We start from the raw sequence: 24,597 nt of genomic DNA, 5'->3' as shown, positions 1-24,597 counted from the left end.
TGAACCGGGCCTGGCAACTCAGTTCGACTGGCGGCGCAGGAAGGCCGGAATCTCGAGCTGGTCTTCTTCCGTGTTGCGCGCCGGAGCTGCGCGGCCGAGCTGGTCGAGCTGCCCCTGGGCCGGGCGGGTGGCCGGCGCCGGCGGACGGCGCATGAACTCGGCATGGGCTGCGCTCGGGCCGGCCGCTGCGACGGGAGGCGCCGGACGCGGAGCCGGAGCCGGAACAGGCGCCACCGGGGTATCAGCGTAATCATCCTCCTTGCGGCCGAAGCCGACCGAGGCGAGGCGCTGCATCAGCGACATGCGCTTCTGCTCGGCCGAAGCCGGCGCGGGAGAAGGCACTGCGCCGCGGCTCTGCGCGATCTGGTGCTGGGCCGGCATCGGCAGGTCCTCGACCCGCGGCATGCGGGTCGGGCGGATGACCGCACGCTCCGGGGCCGGCGGAATGAAGCTGTCCTCGAAATGCGGCACCGATGCTTCGGGAGCCTGAGGTTCGACGACCGGCGCGGCCACCATCGCCGGGCGCGGCTGGGCCGGCTCGATCCGGACATCGGCGGCATAGGCCGCCGGAGCCGGGGCGCGGACCGGTTCCGGCATCATGGTCTCAGCCGCGGGGGCCGGCATCGGCGCCGGAGCAGAGGCGGAGGTGCGGACGTTCGGAACCGCCGAGCGCAGCCGTGCCTCGGCCTTCAGCCGCTCGGCGACCTCGGCGATGCGGGCCTCGGTCGGGTCGAGCTCGCCCTGGGCGCTCATCGGCTTGTCGATGCCGGTGGCGACGACCGAGACGCGCATCGTGCCTTCGAGCGCCTCGTCGAAGGTGGCGCCGACGATGATGTTGGCTTCGGAGTCGACCTCCTCGCGGATGCGGGTGGCGGCCTCGTCGACCTCGTAGAGCTTCATGTCGCGCCCGCCGGTGATCGAGATCAGCAGGCCGCGCGCGCCCTTCATCGAGACATCGTCGAGCAGCGGGTTGTTGATCGCGGCCTGGGCGGCCGAGAGGGCGCGCTTCTCGCCCTGCGCCTCGCCGGTGCCCATCATCGCCTTGCCCATGCCGCGCATCACGGCGCGGACGTCGGCGAAGTCGAGGTTGATCAGGCCGGGACGGACCATCAGGTCGGTGATGCAGGCGACGCCGGAGTAGAGCACCTGGTCGGCCATGCCGAAAGCATCGGCGAAGCCGGTGTTCTCGTTGGCGACACGGAACAGGTTCTGGTTCGGGATCACGATCAGCGTGTCGACCGCTTCGTTGAGCTCGCCGATGCCGGCCTCGGCCATGCGCATCCGGCGCTGGCCCTCGAACTGGAACGGCTTGGTGACGACGCCGACGGTGAGGATGCCCATGTCGCGGGCAACGCGGGCGATCGCGGGAGCCGCGCCCGTGCCGGTGCCGCCGCCCATGCCGGCCGTGATGAAGACCATGTGCGCACCGGCGAGATGATCGCGGATCTCGTCGATCACCTCTTCCGCCGCCGCCCGGCCGACTTCCGGTTGCGAGCCGGCGCCGAGGCCTTCGGTGACCTGGAGGCCCATCTGGATGATGCGCGGGGCGCGGGCGAGTGCGAGCGCCTGCGCGTCGGTGTTGGCGCAGACGAAGTCGACGCCGTCGAGGCCGGCCTCGATCATGTTGTTCACGGCATTGCCGCCGGCGCCACCGACACCGAACACGGTGATCCGGGGCTTCAGTTCCCGGATGTCCGGGGCTTGCAGGTTCATCGCCATGATTGCCTCTTTCACTGTCTTGTCCGGCTCCTGGCGGGCCGTCCCGTCTTCCACGCCAGGGGCCGGAGCCCCGTTCTGTTAAAACTCACCCCGGGTCGCCTCGCCTCTCGGCGTCGCGGCCCGCAACTCTAGAAGCTCTCGCGCAGCCAGCGGCCGACGCGGGAGAAGTAGCCGTCGGTCGCATGGGCGAAGAAGGACGCCCCGGCTCGCGGCTCGAAATGCTCGACATGGGCGACCTGCGGATAGACCAGGAGGCCGACCGCCGCCGCGAAGGACGGGCCTTTGCCCGCCTCGGGCAGACCCTTGATTCCGAGCGGCCGGCCGGTGCGGACCTGGCCCCCGAGCACGCGCCGCGCCACTTCCGGCATGCCGGTGAGCTGGCAGGCACCGCCGGTGAGCACCACGCGGCGCCCGGCCTCGGCCGAGAAGCCCGCCGCCTTTAGCCGGTCGCGCACCAGTTCGAGAATCTCCTCGACGCGCGGCTTGATGATCCGGACCAGATGCGACTTCGACAGATGGTTCGGCATGTCGCGCTCGTCGTCGTCGACCTGCGGCACCGCGATCATGTCTCGTTCGTCGGAGGGGCTGGCGATGGCCGAGCCATGCAGCGTCTTCAGCCGCTCGGCCGCGGAGACCCGGGTCGAGAGCCCGCGCGCCACGTCCATGGTGATGTGATTGCCGCCGACGGCGATCGCGTCGGCATGGGTCAGGTGTCCGCCGGAGAAGACGCCGAGCGAGGTCGTGCCTCCGCCCATGTCGACCACGACGACACCCATCTCAGCCTCGTCATCGACCAGAACGGACAAACCAGCCGCATAGGGGGTCGCGACCACCGCCTCGACCTCGAGATGGCAGCGCTCGACCGCGAGCATGACGTTGCGCGCCGCAGCTGCTTCGGAGGCGACGACGTGCATGTCGACCGAGAGCGAGCCGCCGATCAGCCCGCGCGGGTCGAGCACGCCGGGCGAGCCGTCGAGCGCGTAACCGGTCGGCAGCGCGTGCAGCACCGCCTTGCCCGGGCGGATGGCATGGTTCGCGGCGGCGGCGAGCACGCGCTTGACGTCGGAATCGCCGACCGAGCCGCCGCGCAGATCGACGCTGGCGGCGTAATGCTGCGAGTTCAGGCGTCCGCCGGTCAGGTTCACGATCACCGACTGGACTTCGACCTTGGCCATGCGCTCGGCCGCGTCGACGGCGGCGCGGATGGCGCGCTCGGCGCTTTCGAGATCGATGATCGCCCCGCCCTTCAGGCCGAGCGAGCGCTGATGGCCGATGCCGATGATGCGCGCGACATGGGTGCGCCCGCGCAGCCGCTCGTTCGCCTCGGCCGGATTGAGCTCGGCGATCAGGCAGACGACCTTGCTCGTGCCGATGTCCAGAATCGACAAGGTCGCGCTCTTGCGCGACGACAAGGGCCGCATCCGCGGCGTCAGGCCCTGCGAGGTCAAGCTCATGCCTCGCCGCCCTTCTTCTTCGTCTTGCTCTTGAGCTGCTCGGCCCGCGCGGTCGCGGCTTCTTCGGTCAGGCGCATGGTCACACGATCAGGCTGGCGCATGTCGATGGCGATCAAATCCTTCTCGCTGATCCGGAAGTCCTGCTCGAGGCTGGCCAGGCGCTTCACCGCGGCCCCGGCGCCCTGCTCCGGCAGCCTGATGTCGGCGCCCGTATCGAGCTTGAGATTCCAGCGCCGGCCGGCGACGAGGCTGCCGGCGCGGATGCGCGCGGCGAAGGGTCCGGCCTCGGCGAGCAGCGCGAGATAGTCCTTCGCCTTGAGATTGGCGTCGGCGCCGACGACCAGCGGCAGGTTGGCGAAGCGGCCATCGTCCATCTTGTCGATCACCGTGCCGTCCTGGGCGATCAGGAAAAGCTCGCCCTTGACCTGCCAGAGGGCATAGGGCTCGCGCTCGGTGAGATTGATCGAGATCTCGCCGGGATAGAGCTTGCGGACCGAGGCTTCGCGGATCATCGGCGTGGCCTCGAGCCGCTTGCGGGCTTCATCCGCATCGAAGAAGGCGAGCGATATCTTCGGATCAATGCCGGCCGCGACCAGGACCTCGATCTCGGAAAGCCCGCTCAAGCCCGAAATGGTGATCCGGTCGATGCCAAGCCCGACAGCCCGGGCCAACGCATGCCTGGGCTCGCCATAGGTCTCGCGGAAAGTCTCGTAATGGCCACCCAGGATCGCCCCGGTCGCGCCCGCGAGCGTCAGGAAACCGATCGCCAGCCAGGAGCCGAGGCCGCTCGGCAGCCGCTCGGCCAGCGGCACCGCGACGGCGCTGCGGCGCGAGCCGCGGAACCAGCGGCGCGAGCGCTCGCCGACGAGGAGCTGAGGCCCCGTCACGCGCATCGGCAGGTTGGCGCCGGCAAACACCGGTTCCACCTTCACCGATTTAAGGAGGCGTCCTCCACGATCCATCTGACGAGCTCACCGAAATTCATGCCCGCATGGGCGGCTAATTCGGGCACCAGGCTAGTCTCGGTCATGCCCGGCTGCGTGTTGACTTCCAACCAGACGAGCGTGTCGCTCTCGTCGTCGTAGCGGAAGTCTGAACGGCTGACGCCGCGGCACCCGATTGCTTGATGCGCCGTTAACGCACACTCTTCGATCCGCTGGTAAATATTCGGTAAAATTTGAGCCGGGCAGATGTGGATTGAACCGCCTTTGGCATATTTGGCGTCGTAGTCGTAGAACTCGCCCGTCGCCGCCCGAATCTCCGTTACCCCCAAGGACTTGCCGTCCATCACCGCGCAGGTCAGTTCGCGCCCGGCGATGAAGGTTTCGGCCAGCATGGTCTCGCCGCAGGGCCAGTCCGGCCGGGCGATCTCCTGGGGTGGGTGCTCGCGGCCTTTCTTAACGATCACCACCCCGACAGATGAGCCTTCGTCGATCGGCTTGATCACATAGGGCGGTGGCAGAGGGTGTCGTTTCGCCGCCTCGAAGCGCGAGACGCTGATGCCGTGCGCGACCGGGACGCCGGCTGCCGACACGACCATCTTGGCCTTGTCCTTGCGGATGGCGAGCGCCGAGGCGAGCACGCCGGAATGGGTATAGGGAATGCCGAGGATCTCGAGCATGCCCTGGATGGTGCCGTCCTCGCCGAAGCGGCCATGCAGGGCGTTGAAGACGACTTCGGGCTTCAGCCTGGCCAGGACCTCGGCAACGTCGCGGCCGACCTCGACGCGCGTGACGCGGTAGCCGACGCTTTCGAGCGCCCGGGCACAGGCCGCGCCGCTGCTGAGGCTGACCTCACGCTCGACCGACCACCCGCCCATCAGCACTGCGACATGCTTGCTCATCAAGGTTCCTGACACCGAACTCCTCGGGCCGAACCTGAGCCGACATGGTTAACGACGCGTTAACGAAGCGCCCTGCCGGTTAATGGAAACGCGCCTGTTGCGCGCCAGACTCACTCCCCTTCGCCGGCCGCGACCTTGGCCAGCAGGGCCTTGAGTTGTTCGCGCTCGGACGCGCCGAGCGCAGCGAGCAGCCGCTCCTCCGTCGCCACATGCGAGACCACGAGCCGCTCGATCAGCGCAAATCCTTCCGGCGTCAGCAGGATGCGCAGGCTGCGTCTGTCCTGAGGATCGGCCTGCCTTGCGATCAACCCGCGCTTCTCCAGCCGGTCGAGCCGATTCGTCATCGCCGAAGTCGAGAGCATCATGTCCTTGGCGAGCTCCGACGGCGTCAGCGAACCGCCGCGTTCGCCTTGACGACGCAAGGTCATCAGCACGTCGAAGCCGGCGAAGTCGAGATCTTCGCCAGCGAGGTTACGCCCAACGCCGAGGCGCACCCGCTCGGCCGCCCGCCAGACCGCGCCGCAGACCGCCATCGGGCTCGGGTCGATATCCGGCCGGGCTCGCTGCCATTGCGCAAGGATTGAATCGAGCGGACCGCCCTGCCCCGTTTCGTCAGCTTGACTCATGGAAATCCCGCGCCTAATTATCCTACGTCAAATAATTCGATATCGAATTATAACTTATCGGATTATCCTACGCACATATACCTTCGATGCAAAGGGAGGCCGCCATGGCCGACAACAAGACCCGCATCCTGCTCGCGACGATCCTGGCGCCCGCCCTCTGGGGTTCGACCTATGTCGTCTTCACCCAGACGCTTCCCGTCGAGCATCCGCTGCTGGTCGGGGCATTGCGCGCCTTGCCGGCCGGCATCCTCTTGATGCTGCTCGGCCCCGGCCTGCCGCCGCGCGACAAGCTCCTGCCGCTCGCCGTCATCGGCTTTGCCAATATCGGCCTGTTCTTCGGCATGCTCTTCCTCAGCGCCTCGCGCCTTCCCGGCGGGCTCGCCGCGACGCTCGGCTCGATGCAGCCGCTGCTCGTCGCCTTCCTCGCCTGGCCGCTGCTGCTGCGCCGCCCTCGCCTCGGGCAGGTGCTCGCCGCCCTCGCCGGCACGGTCGGCGTCGGCCTCCTGGTGGTCGACGATACGGTGCAGCTCGACGCGATTGGCGTTGCCGCCGCCCTCGTCGGCGCCGCCTCGATGGCAACCGGAACCGTCCTGATCGAGCGCTGGGGCAAGGTCGGCTCGCCGCTCGCACTGGCCGCCTGGCAGCTCACATTAGGCGGGCTGCTGCTCCTGCCGGTCGCGCTCGTGGTCGAGGGACTGCCGCCCATGCCGACTGTGCGCAACCTCGTCGGATTGAGCTATCTGGTCGTGATCGGCACCGCGTTCGCCTACTGGCTCTGGGTGCGCGGCATCGCCACAATCGGGACGGGCGTCGCCTTCCTCAGCCTGCTCAGCCCGCTGGTCGCGACCTTCCTCGGCGCCGCCCTGCTGGGCGAATGGTTCCACGCCCAGCAATGGCTCGGCATCGCCATCATCTTCGGCTCGACCGTCGCCGGCATCCTGCTGTCGCGGCGCAAGGCGGCTTCGGTAATGGTACCCGCCGCGCTTGACTCACGAATGTATCAAAATTAGATACAACCGTGTGATCGGAGCATGCGATGATCCGCAGTTTTCGCGACAAGCGAACCGAGCTGATTTTCGCTGGCCGCTGCCCGAAGGGATTTCCGCCAGAGATCTTCCCCGCTGCGAGACGGAAGCTGGAAGCGATCAATGCGGCACATCTTCTGTCTGATCTGCAGAGCCCGCCGGGCAACAGATTGCACGCTTTGAGCCGCGACCGATCCGGCCAACACGCAATCCGGATCAACGATCAGTTCCGAATCTGCTTTCGGTGGACGGAGACTGGGCCGGCTGATGTCGAGATCGTCGACTATCATTGAAGGAGGATGTCATGGCGGTCGAGCTGGAGATCGTAACAACGCTGCCGCCGATGCACCCGGGCGAGATGCTTCGGGAAGAGTTTCTGAAACCGCTAGGTCTCTCGCCCGGGCGTGTTGCGCGGGCGTGCGGCATCCCCAGGACCCGTATCGAGCGGATCGCTGCCGAGAAGGTCGGCATCACTGGCGACAGCGCGCTGCGCCTGGGACGCTTCTTCGGAACCTCGCCGGAGTTCTGGATGAATCTGCAATCCCGCTACGAGATCGAGACAGCTCGGATCAGCGCGGCCGATGAGATCGATGCGATCCCGCAGGTCGAACGGGCCGCTTAGATCTGACCGGATTCAGGCGGCAACGCCGAACCGCTTGATCTCCCAGTGCAACTCATAGCCTGAATTGTCCTTGACCCGGCGGCGGACCTCTTCGCCCAGTCCCTCGATATCGGCGGCGGTCGCGCCGCCGGTATTGATCAGGAAGTTGCAGTGCATCTCGGAGACCTGTGCCCCGCCAATGCGCAGGCCGCGGCAACCGGCCGCATCGATCAGTTGCCAGGCCTTGCCGCCGTCCGGATTCTTGAAGGTCGAGCCGCCGGTGCGCTCCTTGATCGGCTGCGCCGCCTCACGCGCCGAGGTCACTCGGTCCATCTCGGCCAGGATCGCGGCCTGATCGCCCGGCCGGCCCTGGAACAATGCCGAGGTGAAGATGATGTCGAGCGGCGCCGTGCTGTTGCGATAGGTGAAGCCCATCTGCGCATGCGAGAAGGTGATGATCTCGCCGGCCCGCGTCACGCCGCGCGCCTCGACCAGCACATCGGTCGTCTCACCGCCATGCGCGCCGGCATTCATCCGCAGCGCCCCGCCGATGCAGCCGGGAATGCCGCGATAGAAGGCGAGCCCGTCGAGCGAGGCGTCGGCCGCGGCGCGCGCCACCTTCACGTCAGGCGCGGCGGTCCCGGCGCGCAGCCGGTCACCATCCTCGCAGGCGATCTCGCCAAAGGCCTTGCCGGCAAGGCGGATGACCACGCCGGGAATGCCGCCATCGCGCACGATCAGGTTCGAGCCGAGCCCGACCACCGTGACAGGAATCTCGGCTGGCAGCTTGCCGAGCAGATAAGCGAGATCGGCCTCGTCGGCCGGGGTGAACAGAAGCTGTGCCGGCCCGCCGACGCGGAACCAGGTCAGCCCCGCCATCGCCTGGTTGGAAAGGAGCCGTCCGCGCAATTCGGGCGCGGCGGCGAGGATGTCGGGGGTGATGTCTTGAAAAGGCATGAGCTTACCCGCGCGTCTCCTTCTCCCCTCGGGGGAGAAGGTGGCCCGGCGAAGCCGGGTCGGATGAGGGTCGCCCGGCGAGGCCGATACGTTCGGCAATCTCGCGCAGGACGAATTCGAGGTTTCCTAGAACGCGCTCGTTCGGAAAGCGCAAGATCAGATAGCCTTCGCGCTGTAGAAAGGCGTCGCGTCGGGCATCATGTGCGCGCGCCTCGTCGGTGGCATGCGGCTCACCATCCAGCTCGACGATCAGCCGGTGCTCGAAACAGCAGAAATCTGCAATGAACGGCCCGATCGCCATCTGGCGCTTGAACTTGAGACCGGCGAAGCGGCGATTGCGAACGGCTTGCCAGAAAGCCAATTCGGAGCGGGTCGGCTGGCGACGCTGGTCGCGGGCGAAGGAGAGCGTGTCGGTCGTGTTCTTGCGCTCCACGACCGGCCCTCATCCGTCAGCGCTTCGCGCTGCCACCTTCTCCCCCGAGGGGAGAAGGAAGAGAAGCCAGCTCGCCCGGCAGCGCGTACGCCCATTGCGTGATGCTGCCCGCCCCGAGGCAGACGACGTAGTCGCCCTGGCCGGCCAGCTCGGCGACCATGCCGGCGAGCTTGTCCGAGGATTCGAGCGGCAGCGTATGGCGATGGCCGCGCGCCTTGATCGCCGCCACCAGCGAGTCGCGGTCCACGCCCGGGATCGGCTGCTCGCCGGCAGCATAGACATCGGCGATGATCACCGAATCCGCATCGTTGAAGCAGGCGGCGAAGTCGGCGAACAGGCTCGACAGGCGGCTATAGCGGTGCGGCTGCATCACCGCGATCACCTTGCCCTTGGTCGAGGCGCGCGCTGCCTTGAGCACGGCGGCGATCTCGACCGGGTGGTGGCCGTAATCGTCGAAGATCAGCGCGCCGTTCCACTCGCCGGTCTTGGTGAAGCGGCGCTTGACCCCGCCAAAGCCGGCAAGCCCGGCACGGATCTGCTCGACCGGCACGCCGAGATCATAGGCGACAGCGATCGCAGCGGTGGCGTTGAGCGCGTTGTGATGACCCGGCATCGGCATCATGAGGTCGCGCACCACCTCCTCGCGGCCGCGCTTGCGGTCGCGGATCAGCAGCGTGAACTTCGACTGGCCGCCGGAGAGGTCGATGTCGAGCAGGCGGAAATCGGCCTGCGGGTTCTCGCCATAGGTGATGACGCGGCGATCCTCGATCTGCCCGACCTGCTCCTGCACGGTCGGATGATCGATGCACATCACGGCGAAGCCATAGAAGGGCAGGTTCTCGACGAAGGCGCGGAAGGCTGCCTTGATCGCGTCGAACGAGCCGAAATGGTCGAGATGCTCGGGGTCGATATTGGTGATGATCGCGACATCGGCCGGCAGCTTCAGGAAGGTGCCGTCGGATTCGTCGGCCTCGACCACCATCCAGTCGCTCTCGCCCATGCGGGCATTGGTGCCGTAGGCGTTGATGATGCCGCCATTGATCACGGTCGGGTCGAGCCCGCCCTTCTCGAGCAGGGTCGCGACCAGCGAGGTCGTCGTCGTCTTGCCATGCGTGCCGGCAATGGCGACGCAGCTCTTCAGCCGCATCAGCTCGGCCAGCATCTCGGCGCGGCGCACCACCGGCAGGCGCTGCTCGCGCGCCGCCATCAGCTCGGGATTGTCGCGCTTGATCGCGGTCGAGACCACGACCACCTCCGCCTCGCCGATGTTCTCGGCCTTATGGCCGACGAAGGTCTTGATACCCTTCTGCGCCAGGCGCTTGACGTTGGCGCCGTCGGAAGCGTCCGAGCCTTGCACCTTGTAGCCGAGATTGTGCAGCACCTCGGCGATGCCGGACATGCCGATGCCGCCGATGCCGACGAAATGGATGGAGCCGAGCTTCGGCGGCAGCTTCATGATTGGATTGCCTCAGGCTGCAAGGGAATACGGAACGGCTATACGCATTGCGCGTAGAACCGCAACCCGGCAGGCGCTTCCCCGCCAGCTTGGCGATTGGCAGTGCCCGGCAGGCCGTTGGCATAATTGACAACAGCGATCATCGATGGCATTTATGCCAACTTGAAAGCGGTGCTGCTTCATCGTGAGAAGCACGTCTTGCCCGATGGGGCGATCATCGAGATGGTGATTTGGCGAGCGCCGGCGCCGATCCCGGGAAGCAGCCATCCCTATAAGTATCGGCTCTATTATGGTCGCGGCGGCGCAAGGATCGTCGGTTTCGACAATGAGCGCGGCAAAGGTGATCACTGCCATCTGGATGGCGTCGAGCAACCTTATGGCTTCGTCACAGTCGAGGAGTTGATGCGGAATTTCCTGGCTGCAGTCTATGAAAGGATGCCGACATGAAACGCGCCGTCATTGCGATCAAACGCGACCAGGACATTCACGCCATCCTAGCCGCAAGCGCCGAGAATTTCGTGAAGGCGTGGCGAAGCGGCCGGGCGAGCGATCCCGTCGCCACCTTCACCTTCGCCTCGCCCGCTCAGCTGTTCTCGGTCATCAGTCCCAAGCGCTGGGAACTGATCGAGACCTTGCAGCGGCTCGGACCGAGCAGCGTCCGGGGTCTCGCCCGTTCGCTCGGCCGCGATGTCAAGCGCGTGCATGAAGACGTCAGCAGCTTGCGTGAGTGGGGCATCATCGAGCGCACAGAAACCGGCAAGGTGTGCGTTCCCTATGACGTGATCCACGCCGACTTCGATTTGCGCGCGGTGGCGTAAAAGCGCTCGATCACTGCTGCCGGGCGGTCTGCAGCACGAGCCGCGCCAGGCGGTCGGCCGCATCCGGTATGCCCGCGCTCTTGGCCGCCTGAGCCATCGCCGTCAAGCGCAACGGCTCGGCGAGCAGCACTGACAGCTCCGCAGCGAGCCGCCGCGGCGAGAAATCGTTCTGCAGGATCATCATCGCCCCGCCTGCCCTGGCGAGCACCCCGGCATTGGCCGCCTGGTCCTGATCGAGCGAGCCCGGCAGCGGCACCAGCAGCGCCGGCCGGCCGATCACCGTGAGCTCGGCGACGGTCGAGGCACCGGAGCGTGCGATCACCAGATGCGCCGCCGCCATCCGCGCCGGCAGATCCTTGAAGAAGGGCGCGATCTCGAACCTGATGCCGAGGGAGGTGTAGATCTTGCGTACCCGCTCGTCGTCTTCGGCCCGCGCCTGCTGGACGATCGACAGGCGGCTGCGTTCCTCCGGCGAAAGCAACTGCATGGCGGGGGGCACGATGTCGGCCATCACCCGCGCGCCCTGGCTGCCGCCGAAGACCAGAAGATTGATCCGCCCGTCCGCGTCTGGATAGGGCGATGCGGCCTCGATCACCGCCGGCCGGACCGGATTGCCGACCTGGGTGCACTTCTGCGCCTGTGCCGGAGTGAGCCCACCGACCTCGGCGAAGCCGGTCGCGATCGCCTTGACCCGGCTGGCGAGGAAGCGATTGGCCCGGCCGATCACCGCGTTCTGCTCGTGCAGGAGTGTCGGCACGCCCATCAGCCCCGCGGCGAAGACCGGCGGCACCGTCGGATAACCGCCGAAGCCGACGACGATGGCAGGCTTCAGCTGCTTGATCGCCTGGCGCGCCGCCAGCCCGCCGCGCAGGAGCACGACGGCTGCCTTCGCCATCGCGACCGGTGACTTGCCCGATGGCGTCGCCGCCGGCACCGCATGGATCGACTCGGCCGGGAAGTTGCCGGCGTATTCGGCGGCGCGCGTATCGGTGATCAGCGCCACCCTGGCGCCCTGGCTGTGCAAGGCATGGCTCAGCGCCTCGGCCGGAAAGAGGTGCCCGCCCGTGCCGCCGGCGGCGAGCACGACGAGCGGCGCCTGCTCTCCTGCGCTCACGAGCTGCGCTCCGGCTTGCCGAAGCTCTCCGCACGCGGCCGCTTGCGGGTCAACGCCAGGAGGAAGCCGGTGCCGAGCGCCAGCGAGATCAGCGAGGAGCCGCCATAGGAGATGAACGGCAAGGTCATGCCCTTGGCCGGCATCATGTGCAGGTTCACCATCATGTTGATCGCCGCCTGGATGCCGAAGAGCAAAGCGAGGCCGGTGACGCCGAGGCGCACGAACGGATCCTCGGCGCGCTGCGCCACGAACAGCGCTCGCAGAACGATGACCGCAAAGAGCAGCACCAGCACCATGCAGACAACGATGCCGAACTCCTCGGCAGTGACCGCGAAGATGAAGTCTGTATGCGCGTCCGGCAGGATGCGTTTCACCGTGCCCTCGCCCGGACCTTTGCCGAACCAGCCGCCCTGGGCGAAGCTCTCCAGCGCGGTATCGACCTGGAAGGTATCGCCCGAGCCCTTGTCCATGAAGCGCTCGATGCGGGCGCGCACATGCGGGACGAGTTCATAGGCGATGAACAGACCGATCGCGCCGATGCCTCCTAACCCCATCACCCAGAACCAGTGCAGGCCGGCGACGAAGAACAGCCCGGCCCAGACCAGAGTGACCAGGATGGTCTGGCCAAAGTCCGGCTGCAGGACCAGGGGCACGATCGTGATCGGCAGCAGCAGGAAAGCGATGATCGTGCCCGGCAGCTCCGGCCGGCGATGGCCTTCGGCAAAAGCCCAGGCAGCGAGCACGACGAAGGCCGGTTTGAGGAATTCGGAGGGTTGGATCGAGCCGAGCGGCCCGAGCGTCAGCCAGCGCTTGGCGCCTTTGACCTCGACGCCGAAATAGAGCGTGCCGACCACGCCGGCGAGCGACAATACGAAGATGACCAGCGCGATCCGGCGCACCTGGCGCGGCGTGAGCAGCGAGGTCGAGAGGAAGATCGCCAGCGCCACCAGCAGATAGACCACCTGGCGGTTGACGAAATGGAAGGTCGACAGGCCCAGGCGCTCGGCGACGGGCGGCCCGCCCGCCATCAGCAGCACCACCCCCGACACCATCAGTGTCACCAGCACCGTCAGGATGACGCGGTCGATCGACCACCACCAGCGGCCGCTCAGGCTGGGTTCTGCGCGCGAGACCATCGTTCCAAGGCTCCGTCGACGAGCGGGCAGATCGAGAGCGCCCGCTCCGGCGAATCACTCTGTCAATGAATGGTTAACCGATTGATTCCGATCATCGGTTTCTCGGTGGATCGAGCGCGTCCCACAACAGGCTGCTTACGCCTCGGGATAAGGCGTGCCGTCCTTGTGCACGAAGCGCCCATCGGCATTGGCGCTCATCATGTCGATGTCGGAACAGGTGGTGAGGTCGTCGGCCTGGCGGCTGCCGACTTCGAGATAGACCGCGACCTTGTCCGACCGGTTGATCATGTGATGACCGTTGCCGCTGTTTTTGGCGAAGGCGGCGCAATCGCCAGCGCGCAGCACGGTCTCGCCTTCGTCCTCGATCAGGACCAGCTCGCCGTCGAGCAGGTAGACGAACTCGTCCTCATGCGAATGCCAATGCCGCTGGCTCGACCAGCCGCCCGGTGGCAGCCGCATCAGGTTGACGCCGAAATCAGTGAGGCCGCCGGCATCACCGAGCCGCTTGCGGATGCGTTCGGCGCAAGGGGCGTCGAAAGGCTTCGGATAACCCGAGCCCTTGCGCTCCGGCACGGCTGCGATGTCGATCTTGGGCATGGGTGTCTCCCGCGTGTCGGGTGCGCCACAGAGACTGCCGCTAGGCCAGCGCCGCGACACGCTCCACCTTGATCTCGTCTTCATGGGCGCGGGCTTCGACGAGATCATGCGCCGCCTGCATCCGCAGCATCGTCTCTGCGCGTACGCCGAAAGCCTTCTCGAACCGGATCGCCATCTCGGCCGACAAGGCGGCCTTGCCGTTCAGGAGATTGCTCCTGGCCTGCCGCGTCACGCCGAATTTCTCGGCAGCGACAGTCACGCTCAAGCCATAAGGCTCGACGATTTCGGTCCGAAGCCACGAGCCAGGATGAACGGCAAAGCTCGGATGAAGCTTGATGGCCATCAGTGATAATCCTCCAGATCGATATCCTCGATCGCGAGAGCCTCGTCAGGCTGTGGCATTCTGATCGGATTATTGGAACGCATCATAGCGCATCAGCGGCGTTGAGCATCCAGTGAATGGACGGGCGCCGCCCCCCTTCCTTCTCCCCTTGCGGGAGAAGGAAGGGTTAGACAGCCTCGAACCCCGGCAGCGCCTTGACCAGCGCCCGGAACGCGTCGCCGCGCACCTCGAAGTTCGGGAACTGATCATAGGAGGCGCAGGCCGGCGAGAGCAGCACCGCGATCTCGCCCTCTCCCTTCTGCGCCAGCGCGGCCTTAGTCGCCGCAGCGACCGCGACATCGAGCGTGCCGCTGCGCTCGTAAGGAACCCGGCCGTCATCGTCGAAAGTCGCGGCGAAGAGATCGCTCGCCGCGCCGATCAGATAGGCGCAGGCGATATTGGGGAAATAGCGCCTGAGCGACGTAATCCCGCCTTCCTTGGCCTTGCCACCGAGGATCCAGAATATCTCGCGGAAGGAGGTCAGCGCCTTCTCGGTCGAGTCGGCATTGGTCGCCTTGGAATCGTTGATGAAGACGACGCGGCCGATGCGGCCGAGCTCTTCCATCCGGTGCTTCAGGCCGGGATAGCTCCTGAAACCAGCGGCGATCTCCTCTGCCGAAAGGCCGAGCGCCGCGCAGGCGGCGAAGGCGGCAGCCGCGTTCTGGGCATTGTGACTGCCGCGTAAGCTACCGATGCCGGCGAGATTGGCGACGACCTTCGGCTTGCCGTCCCTGACCTCGACGATCCGCGTGTCGAGCTGGCCCGCATTGGCGGTGACGCCGGCAAAGACGCCCTCGTCGAGCGGCTGCTCGCCGCTGATCTTCACGAGCGGCTTAGCCTGCGCGGCGCGGCGGCGCGCCATCTGCTTCGAGGGCTCGTCGTCGACGCCGATCACCGCGATGTCGGAGGCTGCGACCAGCCGCTCCTTGATCACGCCATACGCCTCGAAAGTGCCGTGCCGGTCGAGGTGGTCCGGCGTCAGGTTCAGCTGGATGCCGACGCTCGGCTTGATCGAGGGCGCAAGATCGATCTGGAAGGTCGAGCACTCGATAACGTGGATGCGGTTGTCCGCCGGCGGCTCCAGCGCCAGCACGGCGGTACCGATATTGCCGCCCATCTGCACGTCGCGGCCGGCTGCCTGCAGAACATGCGCGATCAGCGCCGTGGTGGTCGACTTGCCATTGGTGCCGGTGATGCAGACCACCGGCGCGGCCGGCGCGATCTTCGCCCGCTCCAGGAAGAACAATTCGATGTCGCCGATCACCGGGACATCAGCCGCCTTGGCCTTCTCGACCATCCAGTGCGGCGCGGGATGTGTCAGCGGCACGCCGGGCGAGAGCACGAAGGCGGCAAAGCCCGACCAGTCGGCCGTGGCGAGATCGACGACGGACAGCCCCTCGGCGGCTGCCTTGTCGCGGCTCGCCTGATTATCGTCCCAGCAGGCGACAGCGGCACCGCCAGCGACGAGCGCACGCGCCGTCGCCAGCCCCGAGCCACCGAGGCCGAACAGGGCAAGCGTCTTGCCCGCAAAAACCGTGACGGGGGTCATTCGCTCAACGCAGCTTCAGCGTGGCGAGGCCGACCAGCGCCAGCACCACCGAGATGATCCAGAAGCGGATCACCACCTGCGGCTCGGTCCAGCCCAGCTTCTCGAAATGGTGATGGATCGGCGCCATCAGGAAGACGCGCTTGCCGGTGCGCTTGAACACCGCGACCTGGATGATCACCGAGAGCGCCTCGACCACGAACAGGCCGCCGACGATGGCGAGCACGACCTCGTGCTTGATCGCGACCGCGATGGTGCCGAGCATGCCCCCTAAGCCCAGCGAGCCGGTGTCGCCCATGAAGATCTGCGCCGGCGGCGCATTGAACCAGAGGAAGCCGAGCCCCGCCCCCATCATCGCGCCACAGATCACCGCGAGCTCGCCGACGCCGGGGACATGATGGATCTGCAGGTAGTTGGCGAAGATGGCGTTACCGGCGAGATAGGCGATGAAGCCGAAGGTGCCGGCCGCGATCATCACCGGCACGATGGCGAGCCCGTCGAGCCCGTCGGTCAGGTTCACCGAATTGCCGGCGCCAACCACGACGAAGGCGGTGACCACCGGGAACAGGATACCGAGCGGGATCATCAGCTCTTTCAGGAACGGCATGGCGAAGCCGCTCGCGATCGAGGGCGGGCTGACCTGCATGATCGCGGTGCAGGCGGCGAGCGCGATGACGATCTCCAGGCCGAGGCGCGCCTTGCTGGAGAAGCCCTTGTGCGACTGCTTCGTCACCTTGAGGAAGTCGTCGTAGAAGCCGATCGCGCCATAGGTCGCGGTCACGCCGAGCACGATCCAGACGTAAGGATTGCGCAGATTGCCCCAGAGCAGCGTCGCGACGAACAGCCCGGTCAGGATCATCAGCCCGCCCATGGTCGGCGTGCCGCGCTTGGCGAGATGCGATTCCGGCCCGTCGGTCCGGATCGGCTGGCCCTTGCCTTGCTTGATCCGCAGCCAGGAAATCGCCGCCGGTCCGAAGAAGAAGACGAAGAGCAGCGCGGTCGCGGTCGCCCCGCCGGCGCGGAAGGTGATGTAGCGGAAGACGTTGAGGATCGGGAAGTGCACCGAAAAGTCGGCGAGCCAGACCAGCATCGAATTCTATTCCTTACTCAGTCGTCGGCCTGGACGACCGGGAAGCGAGCCGTCATCGCCTTGACGATCGGCCCCATGCGCGTGCCGAGAGAACCCTTCACCGTGACGACATCGCCGGCGCGGAGGGCGTCGAGCACATGGGGCTCGAGACCGGTCGCCTGTGCGGCATAAGCTCCGCGGCGGTGCGATGGCAAGGCGTCGTACAAGGTTCTCATCAGCGGACCGCACGCGAAGACGAGGTCGATACCGTTGCCGGTGACCGCGTCGGCGAGCCCCTTGTGCAGCTCCGGCCCGGTTTCGCCGAGTTCCAGCATGTCGCCGAGCACCGCGATCCGCCGGCCCCTGCCGGACACCGGCATGCGGCCGAGATTCTCGATCGCAGCCCGCATCGAGGCCGGGTTGCCGTTATAGCTCTCGTCGATCAGCGTGAACGGGCCGGCCGGCGCGTGCAGCACCTGCCGTGCCCCACGCCCGGCCGGTGGCGTGAGGTCGGAGAGCGCCAGCGCAGCCAAGGCGAGATCGGCGCCCAGCGCCTCGACGGCCGCCAGCACGGCGAGCGAATTCAGGACGATGTGCTTGCCCGGGCTGCCGAGCTTGTAGGTCACCGCCTGGCCCAGCACGTTGGCGTTGGCGGTCGAAACATCCGGCTTCAGCGCGCAGCCGAGCAGCCGCACATCCGCCTCCTCGCTCTCGCCGAAGGAGATGACGCGCCCTGCCCCGCCGGCGAGTGCGAGTTCACGCAACAGGCCAGTCTGCGGGATGTCGGCGTTGATGATGGCCGTGCCGCCGGCTTTCAACCCGCCGAAGATCGCCGCCTTCTCGCGGGCGATCCCTTCGAGCGACTCGAAGGCGGCAAGATGCACCGGCTGGATCGTGGTGATCACGGCGACGTCGGGCTGAACCATCTTCGCTAGCGGCAGAATCTCGCCAGGCGCATTCATGCCGATCTCGTAGACGCCGTAGCGCACATCGCGCGGCGTCCGCACCAGCGTCAGCGGCACGCCCCAATGGTTGTTGTAGGAGGCGACCGGCGCATGCGTCTTGCCCTGGCGCGAGAGCACCAGCCGCAGCGCCTCCTTGGTGCCGGTCTTGCCGACCGAGCCGGTCACCGCAACGACCTTGGCCGAGAGCTCGGCCCGGCGCGCCATGCCGGCCTGCTCCATCGCGCGCAGCACGCCGGGGACGACGGCGAGCGGCGCATCCGCCGGGAAGACGCCGGCATGTGCTTCGTCGACGACGGCGAGCGCCGCGCCCTTGTCGAGTGCAGCTGCGACGAAGTCATGCCCGTCGCGCTCGCCTTTGATGGCGAAGAAGGTGTCGCCCGGCTCGAGAGTGCGCGTGTCGATCGAGGCGCCGGTCACGGCGGCCGGAACAGGGCCTTGCGAACGGGCGCCCATCGCCTCGATCAGGCGCGCGCCTGTCCATAGCGGTTCGGTCGTCATCCCCGTCTTCCCCCAGCCAATGCCGCGATCGCCTCCCGGACCACATCATGATCCGAGAACGGCAGTATCCGATCGCCGACGATCTGGCCGCTTTCATGGCCTTTTCCGGCAACGACCAGGACATCCCCGGGCTGCAGCATGGCGACACCGGCTGCGATCGCCTCGCCGCGGTCGCCGATCTCCCTGAGACGGCCCGGTGCCGCCGCCAGCACCTCGGCGCGGATCGCCGCGGGATCCTCGCTGCGCGGGTTATCGTCGGTGACGATCGCGATGTCGGCGCCATCGGCGGCGATCTTGCCCATCAGCGGCCGCTTGCCGCGATCGCGATCGCCACCGCAGCCGAAGACGCAGATCAGCCGGCCGCTGGCATAGGGCCGCAAGGTCTTGAGCACCGCCGCGAGCGCATCGGGCTTATGGGCATAGTCGACCACCACGAGCCCGCCATTGTGCTCGCCGACCCGTTCCAGCCGGCCGGGCACGCCTTTCAGGCCGGCGATAGCCTGAACGGAAGCCGCCGCATCCTCGCCTGTCGCAATCGCGAGCCCGGCCGCGACCAACGCGTTGCCGGCCATGAAATCACCGACCAGCGGCAGCACGACCTCTGCCTTCGCGCCGTCGACCTCGACCGTCAGGCGCTGCGAGGAGCCTTCACGCACCACGGCGAGCAATCTGAGACGGTCGCCATCGCGACCGATGCCGATCACCGGGTGGCCGCCCGCCCGCGCCGCCGCCTCGGCCTTGTCCGCATAGGGCTCGTCCCGATTGATCACCACCGGCGCACCGATCGGCAGCAGCTCCCAGAGCCGCAGCTTGGCTGAAAGATAGTCCTCGACGCTCGGATGGTAGTCGAGATGGTCACGGCCGAGATTGAGGAAAGCGCCCGCAGAGAGCCTGACGCCGTCGAGCCGGCGCTGATCGAGCCCGTGCGAAGACGCTTCCATCGCAAGATGCGTGACGCCTTCGCTCGCCAGCTTGTCGAGCGAAGCGTGCAATGAGAGCGGGTCGGGCGTCGTCAACGAGCCGTAATCGGCCCCGTCCTCGGTGACGATGCCGATCGTTCCGACGCTCGCCGCCTTGCGCCCGAGCGCCATGAAGATCTGGCGAGTGAATTCGGCAACCGAGGATTTCCCGCTCGTGCCGGTGACGGCGACGACCGTGCCCGGCTGGCGCGGGTGCACCTTAGCCGCAGCCAGCGAGAGGGCGAGCCGAGGGTCCCCGACTTGAGCGTAAGCGATCCCGCCTGCCAGATCGGCAGGGCGCGGCCCGTTGGCGACGATTGCGACCGCGCCGCGCTGGACCGCGTCAGTGATGAAGCGGGCGCCGTCTGCCTTGGCGCCGGCGAGCGCGACGAAGGCATCGCCGGCCGAGACCTTGCGGCTGTCGAAGGCGACGCCACCGACGCGGCGCTCGCCCGACTCCGGAAACGCCCCGGGAAAGAGCTGGCCGAGGCTGAAACCGGAGTGGGTCATCTCACTATCAAGGTCCTTCGGCCCAGAGTCCGTTCGAAAATTCGTCAGGGCGTGGCGAGAATGGGGTTTTTCGAGCATCGGAGCGGAGCGTACTCAAGTACGTGAGCACCGAAGCGCAGACAAACGCCATTCACAGCCCGCCCTCACGAATTTCCGGACGGGCTCTTACCTCGAACCCCAGGCGCCGAGCCTTGCCATCAGCGGGAACGGCGCGACCGGCGGCTCGAAGCGCGGCGCCAGGCCGAGGATCGGCGCCGCCCGCTCGATCAGCTTGCCGGTGGTCTTGCCGGCGTTCCAGGCGGCGGTCGAGTAGCCGCCGCTCTCGGCATAGCCCTTCGGCTCGTCATAGATGGCGAGGAAGACATAGCGCGGCTTGTCCGAGGGCGCGATCGCCGTGAAGGTGGTGAAGTTCTTGTTCTTGGCGTAGCGGCCGTTGATGACCTTCTCGGCCGTGCCGGTCTTGCCGCCGACGAAATAGCCGGGGATGTTGGCGAACCGGGCCGAACCCTTGTCGCCGTTGAGCCGCATGATGAAGCGCATCGCCTCGGAGGTCTCGGGCTTGATCACCCGGATCGCGTCCTTCTTGGCCTCCTCCTCGGAGCGCTTGAGGAAGGTCGGCTTGATCAGATAGCCGCCATTGACCAGAGCGCCGACCGCTGCCAGCGCCTGGAGCGGTGCGACCGCGAGGCCGTGACCGAATGCGATCGTCGCCGTGTTGATCTCGCCCCAGCGCCCGGGAACGATCGGCGCAGCGCTTTCCGGCAGCTCGGTCTGCATCCGGTCGAGCTGCATCATCTTCTTCAGGAAGGCTTTGTGGCCCTCGACGCCGACCGAGAGCGCCATCTTGATCGAGCCCATGTTCGACGAGTGCAGGAACACTTCCGGCACGGTCAGCGTGCGGCCGGTGCCATGGTATTCCTTGATGACCTGCCGGCCGAAACGCATCATGCCGCCGGCAGTCGAGTAGCTCGAATTGATGTTGGCCTTGCCGGAATCGAGCGCCATCGCGACAGTCAGGGCCTTGAAGGTCGAGCCCATCTCGTAGACGCCGACATTCATCCGGTTGATCCGGTCCTTCTCCAGCGCGTCGACCGGATTGTTGGGATCGAAATCGGGCAGCGAGACCAGCGCGATCACCTCGCCAGTGTTGACGTCCATGATGGCGCCCGCCGCAGCGATCGCCCGGTACTTCTCGATGCCCTTGACCAGCTCGTCGCGCACCAGATGCTGGACGCGCATGTCGACAGAGAGCTGCACCGGCTTGAGGTCAGAGGCCTGCACAGCGAAACCCGCGCCGTTCAGGTCCTGCAGCCCTTGCGAGTCGATATACTTCTCGATGCCGGCGATGCCGATATTGTCGACATTGGCGAAGCCGAGCACATGCGCGGCAACTGTGCCGTTCGGATAGACGCGCTTGTTCTCGGGCACGAAGCCGACGCCGGGAATGCCGAGCCTGTGGACCTCGGCCTGCTGGCGCGGCGTGATCTCGCGCTTGACCCAGACGAAGCCCTTCTTGGTGCCGAGCTTATCGCGCAGCTCCTTGGCGTTGAGGTCGGGCAGCACCGCGGTCAGAAGCTCTGTCGCCTCGTCCTTGTCGACGATGTTGCGCGGCTCGGCGAAGACCGAGACGGTGCGCACATCGGTGGCGAGCTGGATGCCGTTCCGGTCGATGATGTCGGGCCGCGCCGCCGAGATCGCGGTCGAGGTCGCGCGGCGCAGGCCAACCTGGTCGCTCGGGAAAGCGCCGAGCATGACGAGCCGGGCGACGATCGCCAGGAACAGCCCGCTGAAGCCGAGAATGACCAGCCCGACGCGCGGCTCGCTTTTCTCGCCGCTCATCCGGAAGACGTCGCGCAGCCATTCGGTGCGGAAGCGCCATTTCGTCTGCGCGACCGCGGGCTTCTCGATCGTGGCGGCGGCGATCTCGGGCGCCGCGGCTTGCTGGTGGGGCTCCTGGCTCATGGGCGGGCTCCCGGCGTCGTCACGGCGTTGCTCTTGCGGTCCTTCGGCGTCTCGGTCGGCAGGCCGAGGCCGAGGTCCTCGAGCTTGCGGCCGATCGAATCGACCTTGGGCCCGCGATTGGGGATGTCCGACAGGCGCACGATCTGTGTGATCGCCAGCGGCTGCAGGTCGAGATGCTTGTCGGCCAGCGCCTGCAGGCGCTCGGGCCGGTTGAGGAACTGCCATTCCGCCTTGAGCACGGCGATGGCCTCGCGCTCGCGCTGGGCCTTGGCCTTCAGCTTCTGCAACTGCTCGGCCTGCAGTGTCGTCTCGTACTTGATCGAGTAGGCATAGAGCGCCGAGGAGACCAGCGCGCCGATGGCGACGATATGCAAGAGCTTGATCACGCTCAGCTCCTCCGGCGGGTTTGCGGCGCGGGCACGACGGCGAGCCCGACGAGGTCGGGATCGGGAGCGCGCGCCGGAAGGTCGGTACGCTCCGCGGCGCGCAGCTTGGCCGAGCGCGCCCGCGGATTGGCCCTGCTCTCGGCCACGGACGGTGCGACCGGGCCTTTGGTGACGAGGCTGAACGTCGCCTGCGGCTGCGCCACGGCCGGGGCATGGCGCGAGCCGGTCGGCGCCTTGCCCGAACGCTCGGCGAAGAACTGCTTGACGATGCGGTCCTCGAGCGAATGGAAGGTGACGACGGACAGCCGCCCGCCCGGCTTCAGCACGGCTTCGGCGCCATGCAGCGCCCTGACCAGCTCGCCGAGCTCGTCATTGACCGCGATGCGCAGGCCCTGGAAGGTCCGCGTCGCCGGATGCGCCCCGCCGGGCTCGCCCCTGACGATGCCGGCGACCAAATCGGCGAGTTGCTTCGTCGTCGTGATCGGCGCCTTGCGCCTGGCCTCGACGATGGCGCGCGCCACGGCGCGCGAGCGCCGCTCTTCGCCATAGTGATAGATGATGTTGGCGAGCACGCCCTCATCGGCCTCGTTGACGAGTTCGGCGGCGCTCTGGCCGTTCGCCGCCATGCGCATGTCGAGTGGCCCGTCGAAACGGAAGGAAAAGCCACGCTCGGCCTGATCCAGCTGCATCGAGGAGACGCCGATGTCGAGGACGACGCCGTCGAGCGGCGCCATCTTGAAGCGCTCGGCCTCTTCCGCCAGCGCGCCGAAGCGAGCTTCGGCCAGTGTCAGCCGCCCGCCCATCGCCAGGACGAGGTCCGCGCCGCCGGCTATCGCGGTCGGATCGCGGTCGAGCGCGAGCAGCGTCGCTTTCGGCTCGCGCTCCAGCAGCGCGCGCGAATAGCCACCGGCGCCGAAGGTTCCGTCGAGATAGCGGCCGCCGGGCTTGAGCGCGAGCGCATCGAGCGCCTCGTCCATCAGCACGGGAATGTGGGATTCGCCGGTCATGGCACAGTCCTCGCGCCGAGCATGCGCCGGACGTCGCGCAGCTTTCCCCTGGCATCCTCGAGATGCGCCTTGAAGCGCTCCGGCTCCCAGATCTGGAACTTGTGCCCCTGCCCGACGAAGGTGACGGTATCGCCGATGCCGGCATGCGCCTTCAGCGCCTCGCTCAGCATGATCCGCCCTTCCGGGTCGACCTTCAACACTTCCGAAGTGCCGTTGAGCGCCGTCGAGAGCGACTCCCATTCTTCCGAGAAAGGCGAGAAGCGCGACAGGATCTCGTCGATCGTCGCTCGCAGTGCATGGCCACCGCAATCGAGACTGGCCTGGTCGAGCGCCGGATAGACGTAGAGCCCCTCGTAGCCGTCCTTCCCCAGCACGGCCCGGAACGGAGCCGGGATCGAGACGCGCCCCTTGGCGTCCAGCCTGTTGGTGAAATGGGAGACGAAGCGGTCCGTCAACGCCGCCTCCTGGCCGGACTTCCAGTCGGACTCCGACGGCGCGAGGCGCGCCGGCAGGCGCCGGTGATCGATACTCCCGCCGATCCCGACATGGCACGGCCGTCAGCCAAAATCCGCGCGGCACACGGGCTCTGACCTGTTGCTTGCCTGTCGGTCTCGACGGGATGATTTGGGATAGCATGGGACAATATGGGCGTCAACGGATCCGGCGCTGCAGACGGAGGCCTGCCCGAGCCTTAAGGCATCACAGCCCGTTAAGGTTAACTATCCGTAAAGACGAGGATTTCCGACACGTATGAGGGCCCGGCGATGCCCAATAAGGCTGACCGGCCCAGCGGATCTGCGAAGAAATATTTTCGATGTCCGGCGCCCCTGCCTGGCCGGGCTTCAGTCCTCGGCCGCCGCCCTGCGCAGCAGCGCCTCGCGCAGGGCCCGGACATCGCACAGCAAACGCCCCGGCGGGACACCGCTGTCCTCGACCGCGCAGGGCACGGGATTGGCTGACAGGCTCGCCTTCTCGCGCAGCGCGTTGCCGGCACCGGTCAGCTCGACCAGCACCTGACGCTCGTCGTTGCGGCCGCGCCTGCGCAGGATGAGGCCGTTGCCTTCGAGGCGCTTCAGCAGCGGAGTCAAGGTGCCGGAATCGAGCATCAATCGATCGCCGATCGCCTTCACACTTTGGCCGTCCTGCTCCCACAGCACCAGCATGACCAGATATTGCGGATAGGTCAGCCCGAGCTCGGCCAGGAACGGCCGGTAGGCCCGGTTGAAGGCATGGGCGGCCGAATAGACCGCAAAGCAGATTTGCTCGTCGAGCCCGCGCACCGGTGTCGCCTTTATATCCTTCGTCATCGCCTTGCCGTTTGTTGCCCGCATCATGGCTCCTTGGGCAGGGGGAGCGATCCGATCGGATTGGAACAACCCGCCCTTGAAACAGTCTCCCCTGCGATGAACCCAAGATACTCTCTCATCGCGCCGAGCGCTGCCCGTTCACGGAAATTTGAATTGCAGACAATTCAATTGTGCACAATCTAAATCTCACCAACCACGGCGGACGCCCGCCCAGCAAGGAGAGCAGT

General features: G+C 66.9%; 26 protein-coding genes. 5 read left to right on the top strand and 21 right to left on the bottom strand.

What is annotated here, in order from left to right; translation table 11 throughout:
- Nucleotides 1–18: 18 nt before the first annotated feature.
- The 5 genes from ftsZ to ACSQ24_RS06810 form a co-directional block, all read right to left on the bottom strand.
- Nucleotides 19–1,719 carry a cell division protein FtsZ gene (ftsZ, locus tag ACSQ24_RS06830; RefSeq protein ID WP_436093957.1) on the bottom strand — a complete coding sequence of 567 codons (1,701 nt, stop codon included), beginning with the start codon at nt 1,717–1,719 and terminating at the stop codon, nt 19–21.
- A gap of 128 nt (nt 1,720–1,847) precedes the next feature.
- Entirely contained in the window at nt 1,848–3,173 is a 1,326-nt protein-coding gene (gene ftsA / locus ACSQ24_RS06825; protein WP_126109668.1) for a cell division protein FtsA, read from the bottom strand.
- Nucleotides 3,170–4,099, bottom strand: a complete 930-nt coding sequence (locus ACSQ24_RS06820) for a cell division protein FtsQ/DivIB (RefSeq protein ID WP_436093956.1) — start codon at nt 4,097–4,099, stop codon at nt 3,170–3,172. Before ACSQ24_RS06820 ends, ftsA begins: the two co-directional genes overlap by 4 nt.
- A gap of 2 nt (nt 4,100–4,101) precedes the next feature.
- Nucleotides 4,102–5,016: a D-alanine--D-alanine ligase gene (locus tag ACSQ24_RS06815; RefSeq protein ID WP_284170986.1), complete on the bottom strand. Its 915-nt coding sequence runs from the start codon at nt 5,014–5,016 to the stop codon at nt 4,102–4,104.
- 110 nt (nt 5,017–5,126) lie between these two features.
- The gene (locus ACSQ24_RS06810; RefSeq protein WP_436093955.1) at nt 5,127–5,642 is read right to left on the bottom strand and encodes a MarR family winged helix-turn-helix transcriptional regulator; all 516 of its coding nucleotides are present in this window, start codon (nt 5,640–5,642) and stop codon (nt 5,127–5,129) included.
- Nucleotides 5,643–5,746: 104 nt separating this feature from the next.
- Here ACSQ24_RS06810 and ACSQ24_RS06805 point away from each other — a divergent pair, with 104 nt between their 5' ends.
- Genes ACSQ24_RS06805 through ACSQ24_RS06795 form a run of 3 tightly spaced genes read left to right on the top strand, consistent with a single transcriptional unit; the run spans nt 5,747 to nt 7,289 of the window.
- Entirely contained in the window at nt 5,747–6,652 is a 906-nt protein-coding gene (locus tag ACSQ24_RS06805) for a DMT family transporter (RefSeq protein ID WP_436093954.1), read from the top strand.
- 26 nt (nt 6,653–6,678) lie between these two features.
- Nucleotides 6,679–6,960 carry a type II toxin-antitoxin system RelE/ParE family toxin gene (locus ACSQ24_RS06800; protein WP_436093953.1) on the top strand — a complete coding sequence of 94 codons (282 nt, stop codon included), beginning with the start codon at nt 6,679–6,681 and terminating at the stop codon, nt 6,958–6,960.
- An 11-nt stretch (nt 6,961–6,971) separates the two neighbouring features.
- Nucleotides 6,972–7,289: a HigA family addiction module antitoxin gene (locus ACSQ24_RS06795; RefSeq protein ID WP_436093952.1), complete on the top strand. Its 318-nt coding sequence runs from the start codon at nt 6,972–6,974 to the stop codon at nt 7,287–7,289.
- 12 nt (nt 7,290–7,301) lie between these two features.
- Here ACSQ24_RS06795 and murB read toward each other — a convergent pair whose 3' ends face one another.
- Genes murB through murC form a run of 3 tightly spaced genes read right to left on the bottom strand, consistent with a single transcriptional unit; the run spans nt 7,302 to nt 10,114 of the window.
- On the bottom strand, nt 7,302–8,225 hold the full coding sequence (gene murB, locus ACSQ24_RS06790) for a UDP-N-acetylmuramate dehydrogenase (protein WP_436093951.1): 924 nt from the start codon (nt 8,223–8,225) through the stop codon (nt 7,302–7,304).
- A gap of 4 nt (nt 8,226–8,229) precedes the next feature.
- The gene (locus ACSQ24_RS06785; protein WP_436093950.1) at nt 8,230–8,658 is read right to left on the bottom strand and encodes an endonuclease domain-containing protein; all 429 of its coding nucleotides are present in this window, start codon (nt 8,656–8,658) and stop codon (nt 8,230–8,232) included.
- Between the two features lie 16 nt (nt 8,659–8,674).
- Nucleotides 8,675–10,114 (bottom strand): UDP-N-acetylmuramate--L-alanine ligase, encoded by a 1,440-nt coding sequence (murC, locus tag ACSQ24_RS06780; protein ID WP_436093949.1) that lies wholly within the window; start codon nt 10,112–10,114, stop codon nt 8,675–8,677.
- A gap of 126 nt (nt 10,115–10,240) precedes the next feature.
- Between murC and ACSQ24_RS06775 the strand changes: the two genes are divergently transcribed.
- Together ACSQ24_RS06775 and ACSQ24_RS06770 are read left to right on the top strand one after the other, a co-directional pair.
- On the top strand, nt 10,241–10,561 hold the full coding sequence (locus ACSQ24_RS06775; RefSeq protein ID WP_436093948.1) for a toxin-antitoxin system TumE family protein: 321 nt from the start codon (nt 10,241–10,243) through the stop codon (nt 10,559–10,561).
- Nucleotides 10,558–10,932: an HVO_A0114 family putative DNA-binding protein gene (locus tag ACSQ24_RS06770; protein ID WP_436093947.1), complete on the top strand. Its 375-nt coding sequence runs from the start codon at nt 10,558–10,560 to the stop codon at nt 10,930–10,932. The genes ACSQ24_RS06775 and ACSQ24_RS06770 overlap by 4 nt, the downstream gene beginning before the upstream one ends.
- A gap of 10 nt (nt 10,933–10,942) precedes the next feature.
- On the opposite strand, the gene murG is transcribed toward ACSQ24_RS06770, so the two are convergent.
- The 13 genes from murG to ACSQ24_RS06705 all read right to left on the bottom strand — a co-directional run bounded on the left by murG (nt 10,943) and on the right by ACSQ24_RS06705 (nt 24,370).
- The gene (gene murG / locus ACSQ24_RS06765) at nt 10,943–12,046 is read right to left on the bottom strand and encodes an undecaprenyldiphospho-muramoylpentapeptide beta-N-acetylglucosaminyltransferase (RefSeq protein ID WP_436093946.1); all 1,104 of its coding nucleotides are present in this window, start codon (nt 12,044–12,046) and stop codon (nt 10,943–10,945) included.
- Nucleotides 12,043–13,182, bottom strand: coding sequence for an FtsW/RodA/SpoVE family cell cycle protein (locus tag ACSQ24_RS06760; RefSeq protein WP_436093945.1), 1,140 nt, complete (start codon nt 13,180–13,182; stop codon nt 12,043–12,045). Before ACSQ24_RS06760 ends, murG begins: the two co-directional genes overlap by 4 nt.
- A gap of 135 nt (nt 13,183–13,317) precedes the next feature.
- The gene (locus tag ACSQ24_RS06755) at nt 13,318–13,779 is read right to left on the bottom strand and encodes a cupin domain-containing protein (protein ID WP_436093944.1); all 462 of its coding nucleotides are present in this window, start codon (nt 13,777–13,779) and stop codon (nt 13,318–13,320) included.
- Nucleotides 13,780–13,819: 40 nt separating this feature from the next.
- Nucleotides 13,820–14,122, bottom strand: coding sequence for a HigA family addiction module antitoxin (locus ACSQ24_RS06750; RefSeq protein ID WP_436093943.1), 303 nt, complete (start codon nt 14,120–14,122; stop codon nt 13,820–13,822).
- A gap of 166 nt (nt 14,123–14,288) precedes the next feature.
- Nucleotides 14,289–15,710, bottom strand: a complete 1,422-nt coding sequence (gene murD, locus ACSQ24_RS06745; protein WP_436093942.1) for a UDP-N-acetylmuramoyl-L-alanine--D-glutamate ligase — start codon at nt 15,708–15,710, stop codon at nt 14,289–14,291.
- A gap of 4 nt (nt 15,711–15,714) precedes the next feature.
- Complete coding sequence (gene mraY / locus ACSQ24_RS06740) at nt 15,715–16,797, bottom strand: phospho-N-acetylmuramoyl-pentapeptide-transferase (RefSeq protein WP_436093941.1); 1,083 nt, start codon at nt 16,795–16,797, stop codon at nt 15,715–15,717.
- A 17-nt stretch (nt 16,798–16,814) separates the two neighbouring features.
- A complete protein-coding gene (locus tag ACSQ24_RS06735) occupies nt 16,815–18,239 on the bottom strand; it encodes a UDP-N-acetylmuramoylalanyl-D-glutamyl-2,6-diaminopimelate--D-alanyl-D-alanine ligase (protein WP_436093940.1) in 1,425 nt (474 codons plus the stop codon).
- On the bottom strand, nt 18,236–19,708 hold the full coding sequence (locus tag ACSQ24_RS06730) for a UDP-N-acetylmuramoyl-L-alanyl-D-glutamate--2,6-diaminopimelate ligase (protein WP_436093939.1): 1,473 nt from the start codon (nt 19,706–19,708) through the stop codon (nt 18,236–18,238). The genes ACSQ24_RS06735 and ACSQ24_RS06730 overlap by 4 nt, the downstream gene beginning before the upstream one ends.
- A gap of 165 nt (nt 19,709–19,873) precedes the next feature.
- Nucleotides 19,874–21,670 (bottom strand): peptidoglycan D,D-transpeptidase FtsI family protein, encoded by a 1,797-nt coding sequence (locus tag ACSQ24_RS06725; protein ID WP_436093938.1) that lies wholly within the window; start codon nt 21,668–21,670, stop codon nt 19,874–19,876.
- Nucleotides 21,667–22,056, bottom strand: a complete 390-nt coding sequence (gene ftsL / locus ACSQ24_RS06720; protein ID WP_110488944.1) for a cell division protein FtsL — start codon at nt 22,054–22,056, stop codon at nt 21,667–21,669. The genes ACSQ24_RS06725 and ftsL overlap by 4 nt, the downstream gene beginning before the upstream one ends.
- A gap of 2 nt (nt 22,057–22,058) precedes the next feature.
- Nucleotides 22,059–23,063, bottom strand: coding sequence for a 16S rRNA (cytosine(1402)-N(4))-methyltransferase RsmH (rsmH, locus tag ACSQ24_RS06715; RefSeq protein ID WP_436093937.1), 1,005 nt, complete (start codon nt 23,061–23,063; stop codon nt 22,059–22,061).
- A complete protein-coding gene (locus ACSQ24_RS06710) occupies nt 23,060–23,518 on the bottom strand; it encodes a division/cell wall cluster transcriptional repressor MraZ (RefSeq protein WP_436093936.1) in 459 nt (152 codons plus the stop codon). Before ACSQ24_RS06710 ends, rsmH begins: the two co-directional genes overlap by 4 nt.
- A gap of 387 nt (nt 23,519–23,905) precedes the next feature.
- Complete coding sequence (locus ACSQ24_RS06705; protein WP_436097834.1) at nt 23,906–24,370, bottom strand: MarR family winged helix-turn-helix transcriptional regulator; 465 nt, start codon at nt 24,368–24,370, stop codon at nt 23,906–23,908.
- Nucleotides 24,371–24,597 lie beyond the last annotated feature (227 nt).

It is taken from the genome of Allobosea sp. LjRoot237, from assembly GCF_964253285.1.
In the GTDB taxonomy this organism is placed as follows: domain Bacteria; phylum Pseudomonadota; class Alphaproteobacteria; order Rhizobiales; family Beijerinckiaceae; genus Allobosea.
The sequence above is the reverse complement of the archived record's forward strand: the minus strand, read 5'-3'. Positions and strand labels throughout refer to the sequence as shown.

Bases quoted from the DNA above. Each gene is read 5' to 3' on its own strand.
- ftsZ (WP_436093957.1), bottom strand. From the start codon at position 1,719: ATGGCGATGAACCTGCAAGCCCCGGACATCCGGGAACTGAAGCCCCGG.
- ftsA (WP_126109668.1), bottom strand. From the start codon at position 3,173: ATGAGCTTGACCTCGCAGGGCCTGACGCCGCGGATGCGGCCCTTGTCG.
- ACSQ24_RS06815 (WP_284170986.1), bottom strand. From the start codon at position 5,016: ATGAGCAAGCATGTCGCAGTGCTGATGGGCGGGTGGTCGGTCGAGCGT.
- ACSQ24_RS06810 (WP_436093955.1), bottom strand. From the start codon at position 5,642: ATGAGTCAAGCTGACGAAACGGGGCAGGGCGGTCCGCTCGATTCAATC.
- ACSQ24_RS06805 (WP_436093954.1), top strand. From the start codon at position 5,747: ATGGCCGACAACAAGACCCGCATCCTGCTCGCGACGATCCTGGCGCCC.
- ACSQ24_RS06800 (WP_436093953.1), top strand. From the start codon at position 6,679: ATGATCCGCAGTTTTCGCGACAAGCGAACCGAGCTGATTTTCGCTGGC.
- ACSQ24_RS06795 (WP_436093952.1), top strand. From the start codon at position 6,972: ATGGCGGTCGAGCTGGAGATCGTAACAACGCTGCCGCCGATGCACCCG.
- murB (WP_436093951.1), bottom strand. From the start codon at position 8,225: ATGCCTTTTCAAGACATCACCCCCGACATCCTCGCCGCCGCGCCCGAA.
- murC (WP_436093949.1), bottom strand. From the start codon at position 10,114: ATGAAGCTGCCGCCGAAGCTCGGCTCCATCCATTTCGTCGGCATCGGC.
- ACSQ24_RS06770 (WP_436093947.1), top strand. From the start codon at position 10,558: ATGAAACGCGCCGTCATTGCGATCAAACGCGACCAGGACATTCACGCC.
- ACSQ24_RS06760 (WP_436093945.1), bottom strand. From the start codon at position 13,182: ATGGTCTCGCGCGCAGAACCCAGCCTGAGCGGCCGCTGGTGGTGGTCG.
- ACSQ24_RS06755 (WP_436093944.1), bottom strand. From the start codon at position 13,779: ATGCCCAAGATCGACATCGCAGCCGTGCCGGAGCGCAAGGGCTCGGGT.
- ACSQ24_RS06750 (WP_436093943.1), bottom strand. From the start codon at position 14,122: ATGGCCATCAAGCTTCATCCGAGCTTTGCCGTTCATCCTGGCTCGTGG.
- murD (WP_436093942.1), bottom strand. From the start codon at position 15,710: ATGACCCCCGTCACGGTTTTTGCGGGCAAGACGCTTGCCCTGTTCGGC.
- mraY (WP_436093941.1), bottom strand. From the start codon at position 16,797: ATGCTGGTCTGGCTCGCCGACTTTTCGGTGCACTTCCCGATCCTCAAC.
- ACSQ24_RS06735 (WP_436093940.1), bottom strand. From the start codon at position 18,239: ATGACGACCGAACCGCTATGGACAGGCGCGCGCCTGATCGAGGCGATG.
- ACSQ24_RS06730 (WP_436093939.1), bottom strand. From the start codon at position 19,708: ATGACCCACTCCGGTTTCAGCCTCGGCCAGCTCTTTCCCGGGGCGTTT.
- ACSQ24_RS06725 (WP_436093938.1), bottom strand. From the start codon at position 21,670: ATGAGCCAGGAGCCCCACCAGCAAGCCGCGGCGCCCGAGATCGCCGCC.
- rsmH (WP_436093937.1), bottom strand. From the start codon at position 23,063: ATGACCGGCGAATCCCACATTCCCGTGCTGATGGACGAGGCGCTCGAT.
- ACSQ24_RS06705 (WP_436097834.1), bottom strand. From the start codon at position 24,370: ATGACGAAGGATATAAAGGCGACACCGGTGCGCGGGCTCGACGAGCAA.